The sequence below is a fragment of the Roseateles sp. GW821-FHT02E12 genome, assembly GCF_059421665.1.
The window spans coordinates 750629-768491 of sequence record NZ_JBWKVK010000002.1; the positions used below are offsets into that span (position 1 = coordinate 750629).

Here is a 17863-nt window from a genome sequence, read left to right on the forward strand (position 1 = left end):
ACCGCAATTCATTGATTTTCGGTCGCTTCCTCAAACCCTGGATAGACAAATGCGCCTGCGATCCGGTCGCAGTCGCGCTCGTTGACGCCCGCAGTGCGCGCGGTTGAATACCAACTGGCGCGCACCTGATCGGTCATCGTTCGAAGAATCGAAGTCGCCGCGTCGTTTGTAAGGAGAAAGCGCGCATGCTGCGACATCAGATTAGCCGCGCTTGCTCGCCGCCCTTGGTCACCACAAGTCATCGCGAGGTCGCGACGTTCGACGCTCAAGGGCGTGAAGGGCGTCAAGTCGTAAGCGGGTGACAGGAACCATTCGGTGCGGCGTGCAATCACAGCATGGTTGCGCGGGTGATCGTCGGTATTACTGATGAGCGCGTTAAAGCACATGCGCTTGAACAATTCCTCGGCATTGATCTCCGGCTCTTTGCAGATGCGCCGCAGTTCCTCGGCGAGCGTGACATAGGACCACTGTTCGCGCGACCGGTGTGTATCCTCAGCGCGGAGCAGTGTCAGGGCGCTAACCATGCGCGCGCGCATGTAGCCGCCCTCGATGCGCTGACGGTCAAATCGCTTCACCAGCAGCACTGAGCGTCCAGCGATTTCGACGACACGGCTCTCAGCCGCGTCAAGGCCGCACGCGCGTGCGAGCAAAAGCATGGCGTGCTCGACCTTGGCGCTGTCCCATCGGTCGCCAGACCGATTGAATTTGGCGATCCAAAGGCCGTCTTGATCCTCAACGACTGCTTTGGGCCGCGCGCCACCCATCGACGTGCCGAGCAATAGCAGGTTCTCGACCTGACGCGCATCAGCCGTATCTGCCTGATCTTCGTCGGCCAGGATGTTGTCTGCGAGCTGCTGCAGGTTGGCCAGATCAAGGGTGCGATTGAAGACCCGCCGCGGCGCCGGGGGAGCGTGGTTGAGGCCAAAGCCAAGCGCGCCCGCGCGGTCATCAGGCGAATGAAGCAAGTATTGAAGCTCGTTCAATGACCCACGGCCAAGATGCCGCTCAATGACGCCTCGGCCCCAATGGTCAGGGCTGGCGTCACGGATCGCGCCAAACACCCCGCCCATGGCTGCCGTCGTATAGACGCGTGAGCCAAGCTTTAGTTCTACCGGATCGAGCGGCACGGCATTGGGCCGCTCAAGGTAACTGCGACCGTAGACGAATCGTCCTTCTGGATTGCCGGTGCGGCCAACAGTGAGCGTGAAACGGCCAGCCGTCACCGGTTCGGTGTAGCCGGGGAGGGTGATGTAGACAAAGCACTCCGACGGCTCAGAAGTCATTGTCGGCCTCGGTCTTTCCGACCTTCATGCGTTCTCGGGCTAACGCCAGCGTCTGGCCTTCGCTGTCTGTCTCGGGCGCTGCCAGATCCGAAGCGGGGCCAAGCAGATCGAGCGCCCAGAGCATGGCGAAGTAGACGGCGATCCCGGTGGACGGCTTGCCTTTCTCCGCATCCATGATGGCCCGCTTGCCGACGCCGATCTTCTCGGCCAGGTCCATGATGGACAGGTCGCGACGGATCCGGGCCGTGCGGAGGTTTGCGCCGAGGCGCGTCAGGGCTTGCTCAACCGCAAAGGGGGGAGCCGTCAGGAGCTTGTTGCGCGCGCTCATCGTGTCGGGGACGTGGTGAACCATAGTTCATTGGTAACACGCGCACGCCAGATAAGTCAATAAAAAGTGCTCTCAAGAGCACTTTGATAGGCTGTAGGTGCCCTTGAGAGCACTTATAAGAAGAAAACCCCAAGAGAACTTTGAAGACAAGATAGGCTCGATGGGCTGGCTTAGCGTCCGAAGACAGCCCACGCGTCGCGCTAGCGTCGACGACGCTAGGGTCCGGATGTGGGTATTGCCACCGGCTCTACGTTTGCGTCTCCGAACAATCGCTGGGCCGATGCCAATGCACTGCCAGACAGTTGTTGGGTTGCTAGAACGGCTAGCCGCCTCATTGGTCGCGATACGGAAACGTAGAAGAGATTTCTAGCGCGGTAGTAGCCTTTCGTATTCTTGGCGGTCAGCTTTTTCGTTTCTAGAAGCTCAAGCAGTAGTGGCCAGTTGTAGTGATTCCACCCGCCGCCGAGAACAACCAAAACATTTTCAAACTCAGCGCCTTTTACGCTGTGCTGCGTGGCAAAGGGAGTTCGCCGTTCGATGAACTTACAGACTTCGATGATTTCAACGTACGGCACGGCCCGCAATAGACGATATCTCTCAAGAGAAGTTGACTCTTCCGGGACAGGATTTCCTTCCAGTGCTGCTAGCTCTGCGTCTCGACGCAGAACACGATCAGGTGGGGGAGGGCGTTTGGTGGCTTTCAGGTGATCTATCACGTCGCCGACAGTGGCAGTGGTTCGCAACGTGAGAAGTTTGTCCATGTCTGCGCGCCAACTCGCCTTGTCCGCATGTTTTGAAATCACCAAGCTTGAGCCAAATAGCTTAAACATGTCGCCGTATCGAGAGTCCGAATATGCTTTGCACACCGGCTCTATAATTTCAGCGAAGAACTTTATTGCTGGGTCTTCCTTCTTAACAAATTGATCTGTGCGGCCGGCGTATATGCTAGCTATATTGGGGTAGCCTTGCTCCGCCGCAAGGACATTGTGCGTCAGCATGAGTATCTTCGTATTGGCTAAATCCCAGCCTTCACCTTGTAAGCGCTCCAGCAGCGCTTTGCGCGTCTCGCGCGCCAAATCGGGTGGCAAATCCCCCTTGGAATGTGCTTCATCTGTTCTTGCGCCGCTATACGCGTTGGCATGGAAGAAGCGTGCCTCACCTTGGGCCTGTGGATCACTGACCGCCTGAGTGAGTTCTGGCCGAAGCTGATTGAGAACGTTCACGACCGCAGGCACTGATCGAAAATTCGATCCTTTGTCAATTCCCTCGACGGGGTAGTCTGCAAGCTCATAATCGCTGCGATAGATGGTCTGCCAGTGATCGCCAAAAAGACCAATCTGCGGGCCTGTACCCGTCTTTAGAAATTGCTCTGATATGGCTTCCATGAACCCAAGATCAGTGTCTTGGTATTCATCAATAAAGATGACTGGGAACTGTTGCGCTAAAAGTCGGCGAAATTTCTCTTGGGAAAGGAGTTCCGCCATGAATTTGGGAATATCGTCGTGGCTGAGCGTTATGTGTTCGTCGTTCACCCCAAAAAAACCAAGATCGTAGTCCACGCGCTTGACGCCAATTCCGCCACCCTGTTCAACTTTCTCTTTGTATTCGTCTTTGGCGGCAATGAGTTCCCGAAGCGATTTCTGAAATTGCCCGAGAAATGCCCACGAGAATGCATGGATCGTGGCGACAAGAACGGCGGGGTGTTCTTCGATCTCCTGCGCAATTTCGTTTCGCGCTACTTCCGTGTACGTTATGCACGCTACCCGCTGACCTGACTGGATTAGGGCGGGGCCGCGCTTGGAAATGATGCGCTTTAGCGCGGCGACGAGTGAATAAGTCTTGCCGGCGCCTGCTCCTGCTTCAAGGCGAAAACTCTGTCCAGCATCTAATGCGCCGTTAATCTTCTCTTGCGCTTGCATAGCTGCGACGAGCGCCGGATTCTCTACGGCTGAAGTCATGCCGCCACCTGCTGTGCTTCGTCTGAATCGAAGAGATCAGCGTTTGGCATTGCGGACGGCGCCGAAGGTGGCTCCGATAACCAGATCAGGCCTTCGCGGATATATCTCGGAACAATCCAATCTTTCTCGCGGATGGCAAATTGCAGTGCGGTGTCTGCCTTGCCGAGGCCTTGCGCAATGTCCCAGGCCTCTGTCGCTTCGTCCTGTTCACCAGGCCATGTGAATCGGTCGCGATTTGCAAGCGCTAAGGCGTCTTCGTAGCTCCTAGCGCATGCGGCGCCCTTGGGATCTTCAGGAACTTGATACGCAATACGTCGACTGCCTTTGCGCTTGTCCCCGTCCGTTTTGCTCATTATTTCCTTGAGCGATATTTGCCAATCATCCTCGGCGTCGGATGGCTTAAACCAATTGACAATTGCAGCGTTGGATGTTTTCTCGCCATCAGCGACGGGACACTTCTCCCATACTTTTCTCTTCTTCCCGTTTTTCTCCTTCTCAACTTGTTGGACCGAGTCGAGATCAGTGACGATCAGCGTTTTCAGCTCCAAGAAATCAATAAGCGGATAGAAGATGTGTGCGTAAGCTCCGCCCACTTCCACACAGGTGACATACTGGCTTCCAAGCTTATGTTTGGCATCGGGAAGCTTGTCCGTAAGCTCGCGCAGGCGCGGCAACAGAATTCGTTCCGTTGTGCCCTCTACCATGATTGCCTTATCGGCAAAGTAGAGGTCGCATTTCGTCAGCGTCATGTACTGATGAAGGAAATTCTGATCATCAGTGGGAATGACTGCGGCGCCCTTCCGAAAATCTTTTACTTTTGTACGCCTCGTCTTCTCGGACACTAGTTCGTTCAAGAAGTAGCGGACAGCTTCAAAGGAAGCTGCGTTTGCCACATGCGGCGAATGCGTCGTGATGACGAATTGCACATTCCACTTGGGTTCGTCGGGGTAAGCTTCAGAGAGCTTCTGAATAGCTTGATTTAACTGCTGTATGAATACCTCTTGCATTTGTGGATGCAAATGGGCCTCAGGCTCTTCAATAAATACCAAATGAGTAGCAGGGCGGATAGCCCGCGCCCGATAGAGCTTGTGATAGCTTTCGAGCTGCAGAAGCATATAAATTAAATTGCGGGTGCCAAGTCCGTTATAGCCCTCAGGTAAGTGAACACCATCAGTTCCGGTATAAAAAACCTTTGTGTGGTCGCTCAAGAGCGCCTCGACATTCAGGGAGGTTTCTGGACGAAGCTCAGTGTCATTTAGCCCAGGGAAGCCGAGCGCACCCATAGCCGGCAGAAGCTTTTTCAACATTCCGTCGAAGTCGCCCTGCACCGTTCGCTCAATATTTTCAACCGACGCTTTGAGCTGAAGTGCTAGCGCTTGGTCTGCTGCTGCCGCCGTTGGTGCCGTCGCGGTTTTAAAGAGCGTGCTGAGCAACTTGCCAATTACATCTGTGTCGCCGGCTTTCGGCTTGTCCAATGTTCGCTGCGCGCGGACAAAATTGCACTGGACGAGCGCTTCCAGAGCTGATGTTCCCTCGAAGTCGCGACGGTTGTTTGGATCGGTAGGATCGATTGCGCCAACCCGGACCTTATACGCCTTAGGCAGTGTCTCACGTAAGGTGCGGAAGAAATGAATTCTAGGCTCGACCCCATCGGGGGTAGCCGTCGTATCAAGCAAGCTTGCGAGAGCGGATAAAACTGGCGCATACTCGACTTGCACGACCGCTTTGGTCGACGCAACATCGAGATCGATGATAAATGGAGACAGGGTGCCTAAGCTGGCCGCACCGGTGTCATAGTTAAAAGTCAGTGTGAGGCTGATTTTGGGAAGTGCAGCAAGAATTTCTTCAGGCTTTGCTTCCTTTTCGCGCAACGTCTTTGCCGTCCAAAACTGCTCCCTATTCGCAGCAGAAAAGTCCTCAAGACGGAAAGACGCGCCGCTCTCGCCAATGAAGCGATCAAAGACTTCGGTGAACGAGGTCTTTCCGCTATTGTTTCTTCCGACGATTGCTGTCGAATCTTTTTCTAGCAATATCTCCACGTCTTGGAGCAGCCGGAAACCCTCAACCTTCACCTTTTCGATTCGCATCATCACTCCCTGAATGGTTATGAACTGACGCTACTCCAGGGACGATGAAAACGCAATTTGGGCTAACGAGGCGAGTGGTCGTCAGCGCTTTGAAAAAGCTGCCAGAGCCTCAGCTAAGGTGCACGGGCGGCAGCATCCCTGCTGCGTCCCACACCGCCTTCATACGCTCATACGCGTATCGATGGGCCGGCGAGCGGGCCTGCCAAGCAACGCACCGCAAATGCTTGCTGACGTCGTAGTCGAGCCATGCAAACCTGCGATCCATGTCGCCGCCTCAGCCGCAACGCGCCGAGAGCCCCTTGGCATATCGCTTTGACTTGCTTCCTCGCCGTCGGCAGCCTCATCTGGATACATGACTCTCACTCCACGCTTGGGCGATGTCATGGCTGAGCCGGGCGGGGCAGCAGTGTTCTAGGCAGAGCTAAAAACCCTCTGGGGCATGCGCCTTTCGGCCGCAAACTTGCACAAAATCTTGCACAGATTGCATGGGGTCCGAAAAAAGTCTTTTTGAATCAATGATTTGGCGTAAACGCAGCGGACTTAAAATCCGCCGTCTCGAAAGGGACGTACGGGTTCAAGTCCCGTCCCAGGCACCATGCCTCAGCTCCTCAAACGGTCAGCGCTTGCTGGCCGTTCTTGTTTTCGGGTTGCCAGGCGTGCACGTTCAGGTCTCGCCAGCCGAGCACATTGCTGATCCACGCCTGCAATACGGCCGGGTTGCCACTGGTGTCGATGTCGAGTGCGGCCACATCGCTTGGCGCCGGCGCCCACAGATCGGCGGCGCGGCGCGCCACGGCGGTCTCGATGCGCAGCAGCTGAACCCCGTGGCCCAGCGCGGCCTGCCACATCGGCTCGATCAGCGGGTAGTGGGTGCAGCCGAGCAGGGCCGTGTCGATGCCGGCGGCTCGTAGCGGCTCGGAGTAGCGCTCGACGAGCGCGCGCAACTCGGCGCTCGCAAGGTCGCCGGCCTCGATACGGTCGACGATGCCCGGACAACCCTGCACAACCACCTCGCGCCCGCCCGCGTGGCGCTCGATGAGCGCCCTCAACCGGGCACTCGCCGCCGTGGCTGGCGTGGCGAGCAGGCCGATGCGGCCGTTGCGCGTGGCCGCGACGGCGGGCTTGATGCCGGGCTCAGTGCCGACGAAGGGCAGGGCGGGCCAGCGCGCGCGCAGCGCCTCGATGGCGTGGGCTGTGGCCGTGTTGCAGGCAACGACGATCAGCGTGGCGCCGCGCCCGACCAGATGCTCGGTGATGGCGATGCTGCGCGCGCGGATCTCCTCCGGGCTGCGGCCGCCATAGGGCGCATAGGCCGTGTCGGCCAGGTAGCGCAGGCGCGCGGTGGGCAGCAGGTCACGCAGCTCGCGCAGCACCGTGAAGCCGCCGACGCCGGAGTCGAAGACGCCGATTTCTCGGCTCAGGGGAGGGTCAATCTGCATGTGCGCAAGCAGTCTAGCTTCGCGATTCGAGAGGCCTCTCCAAAAAGACTTCTGTTGGCGTTGGCAGACCTCTGGCTAGAATCGAACGATCGTGCTTTTTTATGCGCCGCTCCCGCGCGGAGCACCCGTAGAATCTGGTTAACGTTTACGTCAATTCGAGCTGGAGTTTTCGATGAAGGTCTTGGTTCCTGTCAAACGCGTCGTCGACTACAACGTCAAGGTACGCGTCAAGAGCGACGGCACGGGCGTCGACATTGCCAATGTGAAGATGTCCATGAACCCCTTCGACGAGATCGCCGTCGAAGAGGCCGTGCGCCTGAAAGAGAAGGGCGTCGTGACCGAGGTCATCGCCGTGTCCTGCGGCGTCACGCAGTGCCAGGAAACCCTGCGCACCGCCATGGCCATCGGTGCCGACCGCGCCATCCTCGTCGAGACGCCCGCCGACCTCGAACTGCAGCCGCTGGCCGTCGCCAAGCTGCTGAAGGCGCTGGTGGACAAGGAAGGGCCGAGCCTGGTCATCCTCGGCAAGCAGGCCATCGATGACGACTGCAACCAGACCGGCCAGATGCTGGCTGCGCTGACCGGCATGCCGCAAGGCACCTTCGCGTCCAAGGTCGAAGTGACCGGCGACAAGGTGGCCGTGACCCGCGAGGTCGACGGCGGCCTGGAGACCGTGTCCCTGAGCCTGCCGGCCGTCGTGACGACCGACTTGCGCCTGAACGAGCCGCGCTACGTCACGCTGCCCAACATCATGAAGGCCAAGAAGAAGCAGCTCGACATCGTCAAGCCGGCCGATCTCGGCGTGGACGTGACGCCGCGCATCAAGACGCTGAAGGTCAGCGAGCCGCCCAAGCGCGGCGCTGGCGTGAAGGTGGCCGATGTGGCCGCCCTGGTGAACAAACTGAAGAACGAAGCGAAGGTGATCTGATGACTGCCCTGGTTATTGCCGAACACGACAACGCCCACATCAAGGGCGCCACGCTGAACACCGTCACTGCTGCTGCCGCCACCGGTGGTGAAGTCCATGTGCTGGTCGCAGGCCACAACGCTGCGGCTGCCGCCGCGGCTGCCGCACAGATCGCCGGTGTCACCAAGGTGTTGCACGCCGACTCCGCCGCGTTGGCCGAAGGCCTGGCCGAGAACGTCGCCGCGCAAGTCATCGCGCTGGCGTCCGGCTACAGCCACCTGCTGTTCCCGGCGACCGCCTCGGGCAAGAACGTGGCGCCCCGTGTCGCGGCCCTGCTCGATGTGGCCCAGCTGAGCGACGTGACCAAGGTCATCAGCGCCGACACCTTCGAGCGCCCGATCTACGCCGGCAACGCCATCGCGACCGTGCAGAGCAGCGACGCGACCAAGGTGCTGACCGTGCGCACGACCGGCTTCGACCCGGCCGCCGCCACGGGTGGCTCGGCCACCGTCGAGACCGTCGCCTCGGCCGCTGACAGCGGCAAGAGCAGCTTCGTCGGCCGTGAGGTGACCAAGAGCGATCGCCCCGAGCTGACCGCCGCCAAGATCATCGTGTCGGGTGGCCGTGCCCTGGGCTCGAACGACAAGTTCATGGAAGTGCTGACGCCGCTGGCCGACAAGCTGGGCGCCGCGCTGGGTGCTTCGCGCGCTGCCGTGGACGCAGGCTATGCCCCCAACGACTGGCAGGTCGGCCAGACCGGCAAGATCGTGGCGCCCCAGCTCTACATCGCCGCCGGCATCTCGGGTGCCATCCAGCATCTGGCCGGCATGAAGGACTCCAAGGTCATCGTCGCGATCAACAAGGATCCTGAGGCACCGATCTTCTCGGTGGCCGACTACGGTCTGGAAGCCGATCTGTTCACGGCCGTGCCTGAACTCGTCGCTGCGCTGTAAACCCACGCGCTGATCACTGCCGGGCGCCCGACTGAACCTGTCGCGGCGCCCTTTTTGTTTCCGTCAGGAGGAACAAATGAGTTACCAAGCCCCCGTCAAAGACATGCTCTTCAACATCCAGCACCTCGCCGGGCTGGATTCCCTAACGCAGCAAGTCCCCGCCTTCTCCGACTTCGGCCTGGACACCGCCGCCGCCGTGCTGGAGGAGTGCGCCAAGCTGACGCAGGACGTCATCGCGCCGCTGAACTTCGAGGGCGACAAGAACCCGTCGAGCTGGAAAGACGGCGTCGTCACGACGACGCCCGGCTTCAAGCAGGCCTTCCGCGCCTACGCCGAGGGCGGCTGGCAAGGGCTGGTTCACCCGACCGAGTTCGGCGGTCAGGGTGCGCCCAAGACCATCGCCGCGGCCTGCAACGAGATGCTGCAAGCGGCCAACATGAGCTTCGCGCTGTGCCCGCTGCTGACCGACGGCGCCGTCGAGGCACTGCTGACCGCCGGCAGCGATGAGCAACGTGCTGTCTACATCCCCAAGCTGCTGGACGGCTCGTGGACCGGCACGATGAACCTGACCGAGCCCCAGGCCGGCTCCGACCTGGCCCTGGTGCGCACGCGTGCCGAGCCGCAGGGCGATGGCACCTACAAGGTCTTCGGCACGAAGATCTTCATCACCTACGGTGAGCACGACATGGCCGAGAACATCGTCCACCTCGTGCTGGCCCGCGTGGTCGGCGCGCCGGAAGGCGTGAAGGGCATCAGCCTGTTCCTGGTGCCGAAGTTCCTCGTGAATGCCGACGGCTCGCTGGGAGCCCGCAACGACGCCCACTGCGTGTCCATCGAGCACAAGATGGGCATCAAGGCCAGCCCGACGGCCGTGCTGCAGTTTGGCGACCACGGCGGCGCCATCGGCACGCTGATCGGCCAGGAAAACCGCGGCCTGGAGTACATGTTCATCATGATGAACGCGGCCCGCTACGGCGTCGGCCTGCAGGGCATCGCCATCGCTGACCGCGCCTACCAAAAGGCCGTGGGCTATGCGAAGGACCGCGTGCAGTCGCGCCCCGTGGATGGTTCTGTGGCTGGCAGCGCCGCCATCATTCACCACCCCGACGTGCGCCGCATGCTGATGACGATGCGCTCGCTGACCGAGGGCTGCCGCGCGATGGCGAGCACCGCTGCGGCGGCGTTTGACGCGGCCCACCACCATCCCGATGCGGATGCGCGCAAGCAGAACCAGGCCTTCTACGACTTCATGGTGCCGCTGGTGAAGGGCTACAGCACCGAGATGAGCCTGGAGGTCACGAGCCTCGGCGTGCAGGTGCACGGCGGCATGGGCTTCATCGAGGAGACCGGTGCGGCGCAGTACTACCGCGATGCCAAGATCCTGACGATCTACGAAGGCACGACGGCCATCCAGGCCAACGACCTCGTCGGCCGCAAGACCTCGCGCGACGGCGGCCAACTGGCCCGTGCCGTGGCCGGGCAGATCGAGGGAACGGAAGGCGAACTGGCCAAGCGCGACAGCGTGGCTGCCCGCGCCGTTCTGAAAGCCTTGCGCGCCTCGCGCGAGGACTTCCTCGCCGCCGTCGACTTCATCGCCGGCTCGGCCAAGAGCAACCCGAACGCGGCCTACGCCGGCTCGGTGCCCTACCTGATGCTGGCGGGCAACCTCGTCGCTGGCTGGCAACTGGCCCGCGCGCTGATGGCTGCGGAAGACGCCTTGGCGACTGACAAGGAATTCATGGCCGCCAAGATCGTGACTGCGCGTTTCTATGCCGAGCACATCCTGCCGCGCACCGCGTCGCTGCGTGCCGCCATCGTCGACGGCGCCGACAGCGTGACCGCCCTTGAACTCGAAGCCTTCTGACGGAGACCGAACTTGGCCCTGCCTCCCATCCTGAAGAACCTGCCGCTGCCGGTCATCGGCTCGCCGCTGTTCATCATCAGCAACCCCAAGCTCGTCATCGAGCAGTGCAAGGCCGGCATCGTCGGCTCCATGCCGGCGCTCAACGCCCGCCCGGCCGAACTGCTCGACGAGTGGCTTGCCGAGATCACCGAAACGCTGGCCGCCTACAACCGCGCCAACCCGGACAAGCCTGCCGCGCCCTTCGCCATCAACCAGATCGTGCACAAGAGCAACGAGCGCTTGCAGCACGACATGGAGGTGTGCGCCAAGTACAAGGTGCCCATCGTCATCACGTCGCTCGGCGCGCGTGAGGATGTGAACGCTGCCGTGCATGCCTGGGGTGGCATCGTGCTGCACGACATCATCAACAACAAGTTCGCCAAGAAGGCCATCGAGAAGGGCGCCGACGGCCTCATCGCCGTGGCGGCCGGCGCGGGTGGCCATGCCGGCGTGAAGAGCCCGTTCGCGCTCGTCCACGAAATCCGTGAATGGTTCGACGGCCCGTTGGCGCTGTCGGGCTCCATGGCCACCGGCGACGCCATCCTGGCCGCCCAGGCCATGGGCGCGGACCTGGCCTACATCGGCTCGGCCTTCATCGCGACCGAAGAGGCCCGCGCCAGCGACGAGTACAAGCAGATGATCGTCGCCAGCAACAGCGACGACATCGTCTACAGCAACCTCTTCACCGGCGTGCATGGCAACTACCTGCGCGGCTCCATCGTGGCGGCCGGCATGGACCCCGACAAGCTGCCCGAGAGCGACCCGAGCGCGATGAACTTCGGTGGCAGCGCAGCCAAGGCCTGGAAGGAAATCTGGGGCAGCGGCCAGGGCATCGGCGCGGTGCGCGAGGTGCTGCCGGCGGGGCAACTGGTGGCGCGGCTCAAGCGCGAGTACGCCGCGGCGCGTGAGCGTTTGGCGCTGAACTGACCCGGCGCTGCGCCTGCAGAACGGCCGCCTTCGGGCGGCCGTTGTTCTTCTAGCGACGCACGCCGCGCAGCAGCCGCAGCCCGTTGAACACCACCAGCAGGCTCGCACCCATGTCGGCGAAAACGGCCATCCACATCGTCGCGCTGCCGAACACGGCGAGCACGAAGAACACCGCCTTGATGCCCAGCGCCAGCGCGATGTTCTGCCACAGCACGGCGTAGGTGCGCTGGGACAGGCGGATGGTCTCCGGCACCTTGCGCAGGTCGTCGTTCATGATGAGCACGTCGGCCGCCTCCTTGGCGGTGTCGGTGCCTGCGGCGCCCATCGAGAAGCCGACAGCGGCCGCCGCGAGGCTGGGCGAGTCGTTGACGCCGTCGCCCACCATGCCCACCGCACCGTGGCGGCCCAGCGCGACGATGGCCTGCTGCTTGTCCTGCGGCAGCAGGTTGGCTTGCACCTCGGTGATGCCCACCTGGTTGCCGATGGCCCGCGCCGTGGACGGGTTGTCGCCCGTGAGCATGACCGGGCGCACACCCATCGCGATCAGCTCGGCGACGGCCTCGCGGCTGGTGGCCTTGGTGGTGTCGGCCACCGCGAAGAGGGCGAGCACGCGGCTGCCATCGGCCAGCAGCGACACGGTGCGGCCCTGGGCTTCGTGCTCGTGCATCAGCGCCTCGAGCTCGGGCGAGCACTGGCCGCGCTCGTGAATCCAACGGTGGTTGCCCAGCACCACGTCCAGATCGTCAACGCGACCGTGCACGCCCAGGCCCAGCTCGGCGCCGAAGCCGTCCACCGGCAGCGCTTCGCCGTCCAGCCCGGTGGCCACGGCCTTGGAGACAGGGTGGTCAGACCGCGCCGCGAGGCTGCGGGCGATGCGCAGCACACGGTCCTCCGGCAGGTCGGCTGCGAGCACGTGTTGGGCGACAAGCCTGGGGCGGCCTTCGGTAAGCGTGCCGGTCTTGTCCAGCGCCAGCACCTTGAGCTTGCGTGCTTCTTCCAGATGCACGCCGCCCTTGATGAGGATGCCGCGTCGCGCCGCCGCGGCCAGGCCGCTGACGACCGTGACCGGCGTGGAGATGACCAGCGCGCAGGGGCAGGCGATGACGAGCAGCACCAGCGCCTTGTAGATGCCGGTGAGCCACGGCCAGCCCAGCAGCAGCGGCGTGCCGACGGCCACGGCCAGCGCCAGCAGGAAGACGGCGGGTGTGTAGATAGCAGCGAAGCGGTCGACAAAGCGCTGCGTGGGCGCGCGCTGCCCTTGCGCGGCTTCGACGGCGTGGATGATGCCGGCCAACACCGTATCTCCCGCCGGCTTGGTGACCTCGAACTCCAGCGAGCCGCTCTGGTTGATGGTGCCGGCGAAGACCTCGTCGCCGGGCGCCTTGTCCACCGGAATGCTCTCGCCGGTGACGGGCGATTGGTCGACCGCGCTTTGCCCAGCCCTGACGCGGCCATCGAGCGCAAAACGCTCGCCCGGCTTCACGCGCACCACGGCGCCCACGGCCACGGCCTTCGCCTCCACCCGCGCCCAGCTGCCGTCGGGTTCGCGCACCTCGGCCTGCTCGGGCGACAGCGCCAGCAGGCCGCTGATGGCATTGCGCGCCCGCTCCACCGAGCGGGCCTCGATCAGCTCGGCCAGCGAGTACAGCGCCATCACCATGGCCGCCTCGGGCCACTGGCCGATGGCGAACGCGCCGATGACGGCCACCGACATCAGCGCGTTGATGTTGAGCTGGCCGTGCGCGAGGGCCGTGAGGCCTTTGCGGAACACCGCGAGGCCCGATAGCGCGATGGCAACCGCGGCGACGGCCATGCCGGCGGCGTGCCAGGTGAAGCTGTCGGGCGCGAAGAAGTGCAGCAGCTCGGCGCCCACCGCCACGGCCAGCGCGGCCACCAGGCGGACGAGTTCGGCGCGCCGGGCCGTGGCCGTGTCTTCCGCAGCGGGCGGGGCCGACAGCGTCTCGGTCTTGAAGCCGGCCTTGGCGATGGCGGCGGTGATCGCGCCCCACGATGACGACGGCGCGTGGACAGTTAGCGCGCGCGCCGCCAGGTCGAAGTGCAGGCGGCGAACGTCGGCAAAGCCCTCCAGCGCGCGGCGGATCTGGCCTTCCTCGGTGGGGCAGTCCATCGCGGGGATGCGCAGCAGCAGCCCGCCCGCCAGCGCCGGGGCGGGCAGGGGCGCGGCAGTGGCGGCGCAGGCGCTGCCGTGGCAACAGGCCGCCGGTGCGGGGGCGTGTTCATGCGCGTGGCCATGGCCATGATCGTGGTGGTCATGGTTGTCGTGCCGGTGCCCGGCTTGGGCGTGATCGTGGGAGCTCATGGGCTTGTCGTAGCGCTGTTGTGGCTATTGGAATCCCTGGAGCAACTCCAGAGTCAAGTGTCTAGACTCGAAGCCCGCACACGCCTTGGAAGCCCGCCGTGAAGATCGGAGACCTCGCCGCCGCCTCATCGACCGCCGTTGACACCATCCGCTACTACGAGCGCGAGGGCCTGCTGCCCGCGCCGGGGCGCACGCAAGGCGGCTTTCGGGTCTACGAGGCGCCTCACCTGGAGCGGCTGCAGTTCATCCGCTACTGCCGTGGGCTGGACATGTCGCTGGACGAGGTGCGTGTGCTGCTGCGGGTGAAGGATGCACCGGGCGGCGACTGTGGCGACGTCAACGCGCTGCTGGATTCGCACATCGGCCACGTGTCGCGCCGCATCAAGGAGCTGCGCGCGTTGGAGAAGCAGCTCAAGGACCTGCGCCAGCGCTGCGGCGCGGCCCAGGGGGCCGATCAGTGCGGCATCCTGAACGGTCTGGCCGCCGCGGCCCAGGAGGGCGGGGCGCAGGTCGCGCCTGCGTCGCACCTGCGCTCCGTGCATTCGCACTGAACCCGACACCGGGCCGGCTGTAGACCGCGCTGAGCTTCTGGGGGCAGGGATCGACTGTCCCTGAAGCGGGCGACTCGTGAAAACGCTCCGCACGGGTTTTCCATGAAACCGCTTTCTTGCCTCTCCCAGGAGGATGCGCCCAAATTTGAAAGCGCTTTCAGTTGGCTTTCGGATGGCAGCCTGACCCTGGCAGCGGCTGCATGCCGGGGAGCGCAGTAGGGCTTCGCAGTCGAGACCGGCCTCTTGATCCAAGAAACGTTGGGGCCCCTGAACAGCCTGCCGATCCGTGCGACGAGCGGGCCAAGGAGACAAAGGTGAATCTTGTTTTGCGTTGCATGCGTTCCTTGAGCGCCTGCCTTTTCCTCATGCTCGGCCTGCTCGGCACGGCCTCGGCGGCGGACTACGACCAGGGCGTCGAAGTCAGCGGCAGCACGGCCACGATCTGGTTCAAGTCCAACGTGTCGACCACCTGGGTCGACGCCCACTACACCGTCAACAACGGTCCGCAGCAGAACATCCGCATGACGGCCGCCAACGGCCGCTATGAGCAGAAGGTGACCGTCGCCACCGGCAACGTCATCAGCTACTGGTTCACCTACAACAACGGCACGCCGGCCTACGACACGCCCAAGTTCAGCTACACCGTCGGCACGCCTCCGGTGGCCACCGGGCCGGTCTGCTTCTACGCCGACATCAACTACACCGGCGAAAGTTTCTGCGCCAGCGCAGACTCCAGCTGGATCGGCGCTGCCTGGAATGACCGCGTGTCTTCCGTGAAGGTGCAGGCCGGCTACCAGGCCACGCTGTTCAACGACGTCAGCTACGGGGGCGCCTCGCTGGTGCTGACGGCCAACGAGCCCAACCTCGTCAACCGTGGCTTCAATGACCTGACGTCTTCCTACCGCGTTGGCACCAACACCAATACCGGTACCTGGAACGGCCGCACAACCTTCAACATCGTCAACCAGACCGGCGGCCGCTGGCCTGATGACCAGGTCTACTGGGCCATCATTGGCAAGGACTGGGCCACCGGCAAGTTCGTGCGCGTGGACGCCTCGGGCAACTTCATCCCCATGTCCACCGCCGACAACGGCGCGCTGACCAAGGGCGGCCAGACGTACACCAACTACTTCCACAAGCTCAGCGCCACGCGCACTATCACTATTCCCGCGCTGAACTCGGCTCGCATCTTGCTGTCGGTGGGCTCGCCGATGTACATCAAGGTCGTCGTCGACGGCAACGGCAACATCGGCTACGCCGGCGCCAACATCGAGAACCCGACCGATCCCAACATCGACGTCTACTTCGACTTCGGCGAGATGGCCATCATTCCGCTGGGCCAGCCGGACCAGGGCATCTTCATCAACACCACCCGCGTCGACCACTTCGGCTTCCCGCTGAAGCTGCGCGTGCAAGGCCTGGGCGGCTACGACCAGACCGTGGGTGAGGCCCTGACCGAAACGCGTGACCAGCTCTTCAGTAAGTTCATTGCCGAAGTGCCGGCGCAGTTCAAGCCCCTGGCGCAAGCGCCGTACTCGCCGTACCGCATCATGGCCCCGGCCCATGGCACCTTCAAACCCGGCCAGGCCAACGCCAACTACCTGCAGCCCTATATCGACGCCGTCTGGGCCCGCTATCGCAACGAAGACCTCGTCTTCACGCTGCAGAACCTCGGCACCTTCCGCGGCCGCGTCAGTGGTGACCGCTTCACCTTCACAGGCGGCTCACCGGCCGGCACCTTCTACATCAACGGCAAGCCCGACACCGCCATGGTGCTGCTGGGCGCCGGCCTGCTGGCGGACGCAAGCGGCAACCCGACCAACATCGGGACGCAACTGCAGCTCCAGGCCCAGGTCTGCGCTGCGCTGAACCGCCACGTGATGGAGCAGCCCGCCAACTGGTACGTGCAGACCGCGCACTACCCGGCCGGCCAACTGGGCAACTGGTACGCCAAGTTCTGGCACGACCACAGTATCAACAAGAAGGCTTATGGCTTCGCGTATGACGACGTGGGCGACTTCAGCCCGTCGCTGCACACGACGGCGCCGACGACGGTGACTTACACGATCGGCTGGTAAGCCGGGCTAGACACCCAGCACACGCGGACGTCTTGCGCATTGGCGCAAGGCGTCCGCTTTGCATTGGGGGCGCTGGTGTGGCGGCCTCAGCCCTCAAGTGCTTCAGCTTTGCAAATCGGGATCGTCCGTCATGCGACTCAGCAGGGCCCCAAGCGTGCCGTCCGGGAAGACGCGTCGATACCCTTCGGGATATGCCTTGAACATGGGCGGTGCCGGTTTGGCCATGAACTCGGGGAGGTAGCCGATCGCGCAGGCCTCGCAATACAGACCCTGCATGAAGGGGCCTTGGTGGGCGAAATCCGGCTTTAAGTCGTCGATGGAAAAGCCATGGCAGGCGCAGCCGTGCCTCCAGGCTGACTGCGGCGCCTCGGGGTGGCCTTCTGCTGCATTGATTAGCAAGAGCTTGCGGCTGACGTGAGTGGCCAGCTTGCAGCGTGGGCAGGCCTCGGGTGGGCTGGTCATCGTGGCCCCTAGCGCTTCGCGTTGATCCGCCAGGCCGGCAGCGTCCACCCCGTCCACAAGGCCAGGCCGCGCAGCATCACCGCTGTCGCGGCCGCCGCGCTGATGGCCGCCCACTGCGGCGCGTCCATCGCGACGGCTGCCACCAACACCCAGCCACCGACGAAGCTGCACAGCGCGTAGGGCCGGTGGTCGTGGAAGGCAGCGGGGATCTCGTTGCAGACGATGTCGCGCAGCACGCCGCCGAAGACGGCGGTGATGACGCCCATCAGCACCGCCACGATGGCGGGCATGCCTGCATCCAGCGCCACCAGCGTGCCGTTGGCGGTGAAGAGGCCCAGGCCCAGCGCATCGGGCCACTGGATGGCGCGCTCGGTGAGCCCGAGGTGGCGCCGGCGCATCAACAGCATGGCCGCCAGGCACAACGCCATCAGCGCCCAAAGCCAGTCCGCATGCTCGACCCAGAAGAAGGGCCGGCGGTCCAGCAGCACGTCGCGCAGCGTGCCGCCGCCGAAGGCCGACAGGCCCGCGACGACGCACAGGCCGACGACGTCGAGCTGCTTGCGCGCGCCGGCCAGCAGGCCCGACAGCGCGAAGGCGAGGGTGGCCGTGATCTCGACGGTGGCCTGCAGCGTGGAGAAATTGATGACTGGGGGCTTCATGGCGGCAG

Annotated in this window: 14 protein-coding genes; 6 read left to right on the plus strand and 8 right to left on the minus strand. The window is 63.2% G+C overall.

Annotated features, from left to right (window positions below; genetic code table 11):
- Window positions 1–8 precede the first annotated feature (8 nt).
- From AC07V5_RS14255 to murI, 5 genes are all read right to left on the minus strand, one after another.
- Entirely contained in the window at window positions 9–1283 is a 1275-nt protein-coding gene (locus AC07V5_RS14255; protein WP_495116330.1) for a type II toxin-antitoxin system HipA family toxin, read from the minus strand.
- The gene (locus tag AC07V5_RS14260) at window positions 1273–1611 is read right to left on the minus strand and encodes a helix-turn-helix domain-containing protein (RefSeq protein WP_495116331.1); all 339 of its coding nucleotides are present in this window, start codon (window positions 1609–1611) and stop codon (window positions 1273–1275) included. Before AC07V5_RS14260 ends, AC07V5_RS14255 begins: the two co-directional genes overlap by 11 nt.
- Before the next feature lie 215 nt (window positions 1612–1826).
- Complete coding sequence (locus tag AC07V5_RS14265) at window positions 1827–3569, minus strand: UvrD-helicase domain-containing protein (protein WP_495116332.1); 1743 nt, start codon at window positions 3567–3569, stop codon at window positions 1827–1829.
- The gene (locus AC07V5_RS14270; RefSeq protein ID WP_495116333.1) at window positions 3566–5656 is read right to left on the minus strand and encodes an ATP-dependent nuclease; all 2091 of its coding nucleotides are present in this window, start codon (window positions 5654–5656) and stop codon (window positions 3566–3568) included. Before AC07V5_RS14270 ends, AC07V5_RS14265 begins: the two co-directional genes overlap by 4 nt.
- A gap of 608 nt (window positions 5657–6264) precedes the next feature.
- Window positions 6265–7095, minus strand: coding sequence for a glutamate racemase (gene murI / locus AC07V5_RS14275; RefSeq protein ID WP_495116334.1), 831 nt, complete (start codon window positions 7093–7095; stop codon window positions 6265–6267).
- A gap of 172 nt (window positions 7096–7267) precedes the next feature.
- Here murI and AC07V5_RS14280 point away from each other — a divergent pair, with 172 nt between their 5' ends.
- From AC07V5_RS14280 to AC07V5_RS14295, 4 genes are all read left to right on the plus strand, one after another.
- On the plus strand, window positions 7268–8023 hold the full coding sequence (locus AC07V5_RS14280; protein WP_495116335.1) for an electron transfer flavoprotein subunit beta/FixA family protein: 756 nt from the start codon (window positions 7268–7270) through the stop codon (window positions 8021–8023).
- Window positions 8023–8955: an electron transfer flavoprotein subunit alpha/FixB family protein gene (locus AC07V5_RS14285; RefSeq protein WP_495116336.1), complete on the plus strand. Its 933-nt coding sequence runs from the start codon at window positions 8023–8025 to the stop codon at window positions 8953–8955. The genes AC07V5_RS14280 and AC07V5_RS14285 overlap by 1 nt, the downstream gene beginning before the upstream one ends.
- A 76-nt stretch (window positions 8956–9031) precedes the next feature.
- The gene (locus tag AC07V5_RS14290) at window positions 9032–10819 is read left to right on the plus strand and encodes an acyl-CoA dehydrogenase (protein WP_495116337.1); all 1788 of its coding nucleotides are present in this window, start codon (window positions 9032–9034) and stop codon (window positions 10817–10819) included.
- Window positions 10820–10831: 12 nt separating this feature from the next.
- On the plus strand, window positions 10832–11785 hold the full coding sequence (locus tag AC07V5_RS14295) for an NAD(P)H-dependent flavin oxidoreductase (protein WP_495116338.1): 954 nt from the start codon (window positions 10832–10834) through the stop codon (window positions 11783–11785).
- 49 nt (window positions 11786–11834) lie between these two features.
- Here the strand turns inward: AC07V5_RS14295 and AC07V5_RS14300 are convergent, their stop codons facing one another.
- Window positions 11835–14105, minus strand: coding sequence for a heavy metal translocating P-type ATPase (locus AC07V5_RS14300; RefSeq protein ID WP_495116339.1), 2271 nt, complete (start codon window positions 14103–14105; stop codon window positions 11835–11837).
- A gap of 98 nt (window positions 14106–14203) precedes the next feature.
- Between AC07V5_RS14300 and cadR the strand changes: the two genes are divergently transcribed.
- Together cadR and AC07V5_RS14310 are read left to right on the plus strand one after the other, a co-directional pair.
- Window positions 14204–14656, plus strand: coding sequence for a Cd(II)/Pb(II)-responsive transcriptional regulator (gene cadR / locus AC07V5_RS14305; protein WP_495116340.1), 453 nt, complete (start codon window positions 14204–14206; stop codon window positions 14654–14656).
- A gap of 365 nt (window positions 14657–15021) precedes the next feature.
- Window positions 15022–16734 carry a beta-1,3-glucanase family protein gene (locus AC07V5_RS14310; RefSeq protein ID WP_495116341.1) on the plus strand — a complete coding sequence of 571 codons (1713 nt, stop codon included), beginning with the start codon at window positions 15022–15024 and terminating at the stop codon, window positions 16732–16734.
- Window positions 16735–16836: 102 nt separating this feature from the next.
- Here AC07V5_RS14310 and AC07V5_RS14315 read toward each other — a convergent pair whose 3' ends face one another.
- Both AC07V5_RS14315 and AC07V5_RS14320 read right to left on the minus strand, forming a co-directional pair.
- On the minus strand, window positions 16837–17196 hold the full coding sequence (locus tag AC07V5_RS14315; RefSeq protein ID WP_495116342.1) for a hypothetical protein: 360 nt from the start codon (window positions 17194–17196) through the stop codon (window positions 16837–16839).
- Between the two features lie 8 nt (window positions 17197–17204).
- The gene (locus tag AC07V5_RS14320) at window positions 17205–17855 is read right to left on the minus strand and encodes a trimeric intracellular cation channel family protein (protein WP_495116343.1); all 651 of its coding nucleotides are present in this window, start codon (window positions 17853–17855) and stop codon (window positions 17205–17207) included.
- Window positions 17856–17863: the final 8 nt, after the last annotated feature.

Bases quoted from the DNA above. Each gene is read 5' to 3' on its own strand.
- AC07V5_RS14315 (WP_495116342.1), bottom strand. From the start codon at position 17,196: ATGACCAGCCCACCCGAGGCCTGCCCACGCTGCAAGCTGGCCACTCAC.
- AC07V5_RS14280 (WP_495116335.1), top strand. From the start codon at position 7,268: ATGAAGGTCTTGGTTCCTGTCAAACGCGTCGTCGACTACAACGTCAAG.
- AC07V5_RS14260 (WP_495116331.1), bottom strand. From the start codon at position 1,611: ATGAGCGCGCGCAACAAGCTCCTGACGGCTCCCCCCTTTGCGGTTGAG.
- AC07V5_RS14270 (WP_495116333.1), bottom strand. From the start codon at position 5,656: ATGCGAATCGAAAAGGTGAAGGTTGAGGGTTTCCGGCTGCTCCAAGAC.
- AC07V5_RS14310 (WP_495116341.1), top strand. From the start codon at position 15,022: ATGCTCGGCCTGCTCGGCACGGCCTCGGCGGCGGACTACGACCAGGGC.
- AC07V5_RS14300 (WP_495116339.1), bottom strand. From the start codon at position 14,105: ATGAGCTCCCACGATCACGCCCAAGCCGGGCACCGGCACGACAACCAT.
- murI (WP_495116334.1), bottom strand. From the start codon at position 7,095: ATGCAGATTGACCCTCCCCTGAGCCGAGAAATCGGCGTCTTCGACTCC.
- AC07V5_RS14285 (WP_495116336.1), top strand. From the start codon at position 8,023: ATGACTGCCCTGGTTATTGCCGAACACGACAACGCCCACATCAAGGGC.
- AC07V5_RS14290 (WP_495116337.1), top strand. From the start codon at position 9,032: ATGAGTTACCAAGCCCCCGTCAAAGACATGCTCTTCAACATCCAGCAC.
- AC07V5_RS14320 (WP_495116343.1), bottom strand. From the start codon at position 17,855: ATGAAGCCCCCAGTCATCAATTTCTCCACGCTGCAGGCCACCGTCGAG.
- AC07V5_RS14265 (WP_495116332.1), bottom strand. From the start codon at position 3,569: ATGACTTCAGCCGTAGAGAATCCGGCGCTCGTCGCAGCTATGCAAGCG.
- AC07V5_RS14255 (WP_495116330.1), bottom strand. From the start codon at position 1,283: ATGACTTCTGAGCCGTCGGAGTGCTTTGTCTACATCACCCTCCCCGGC.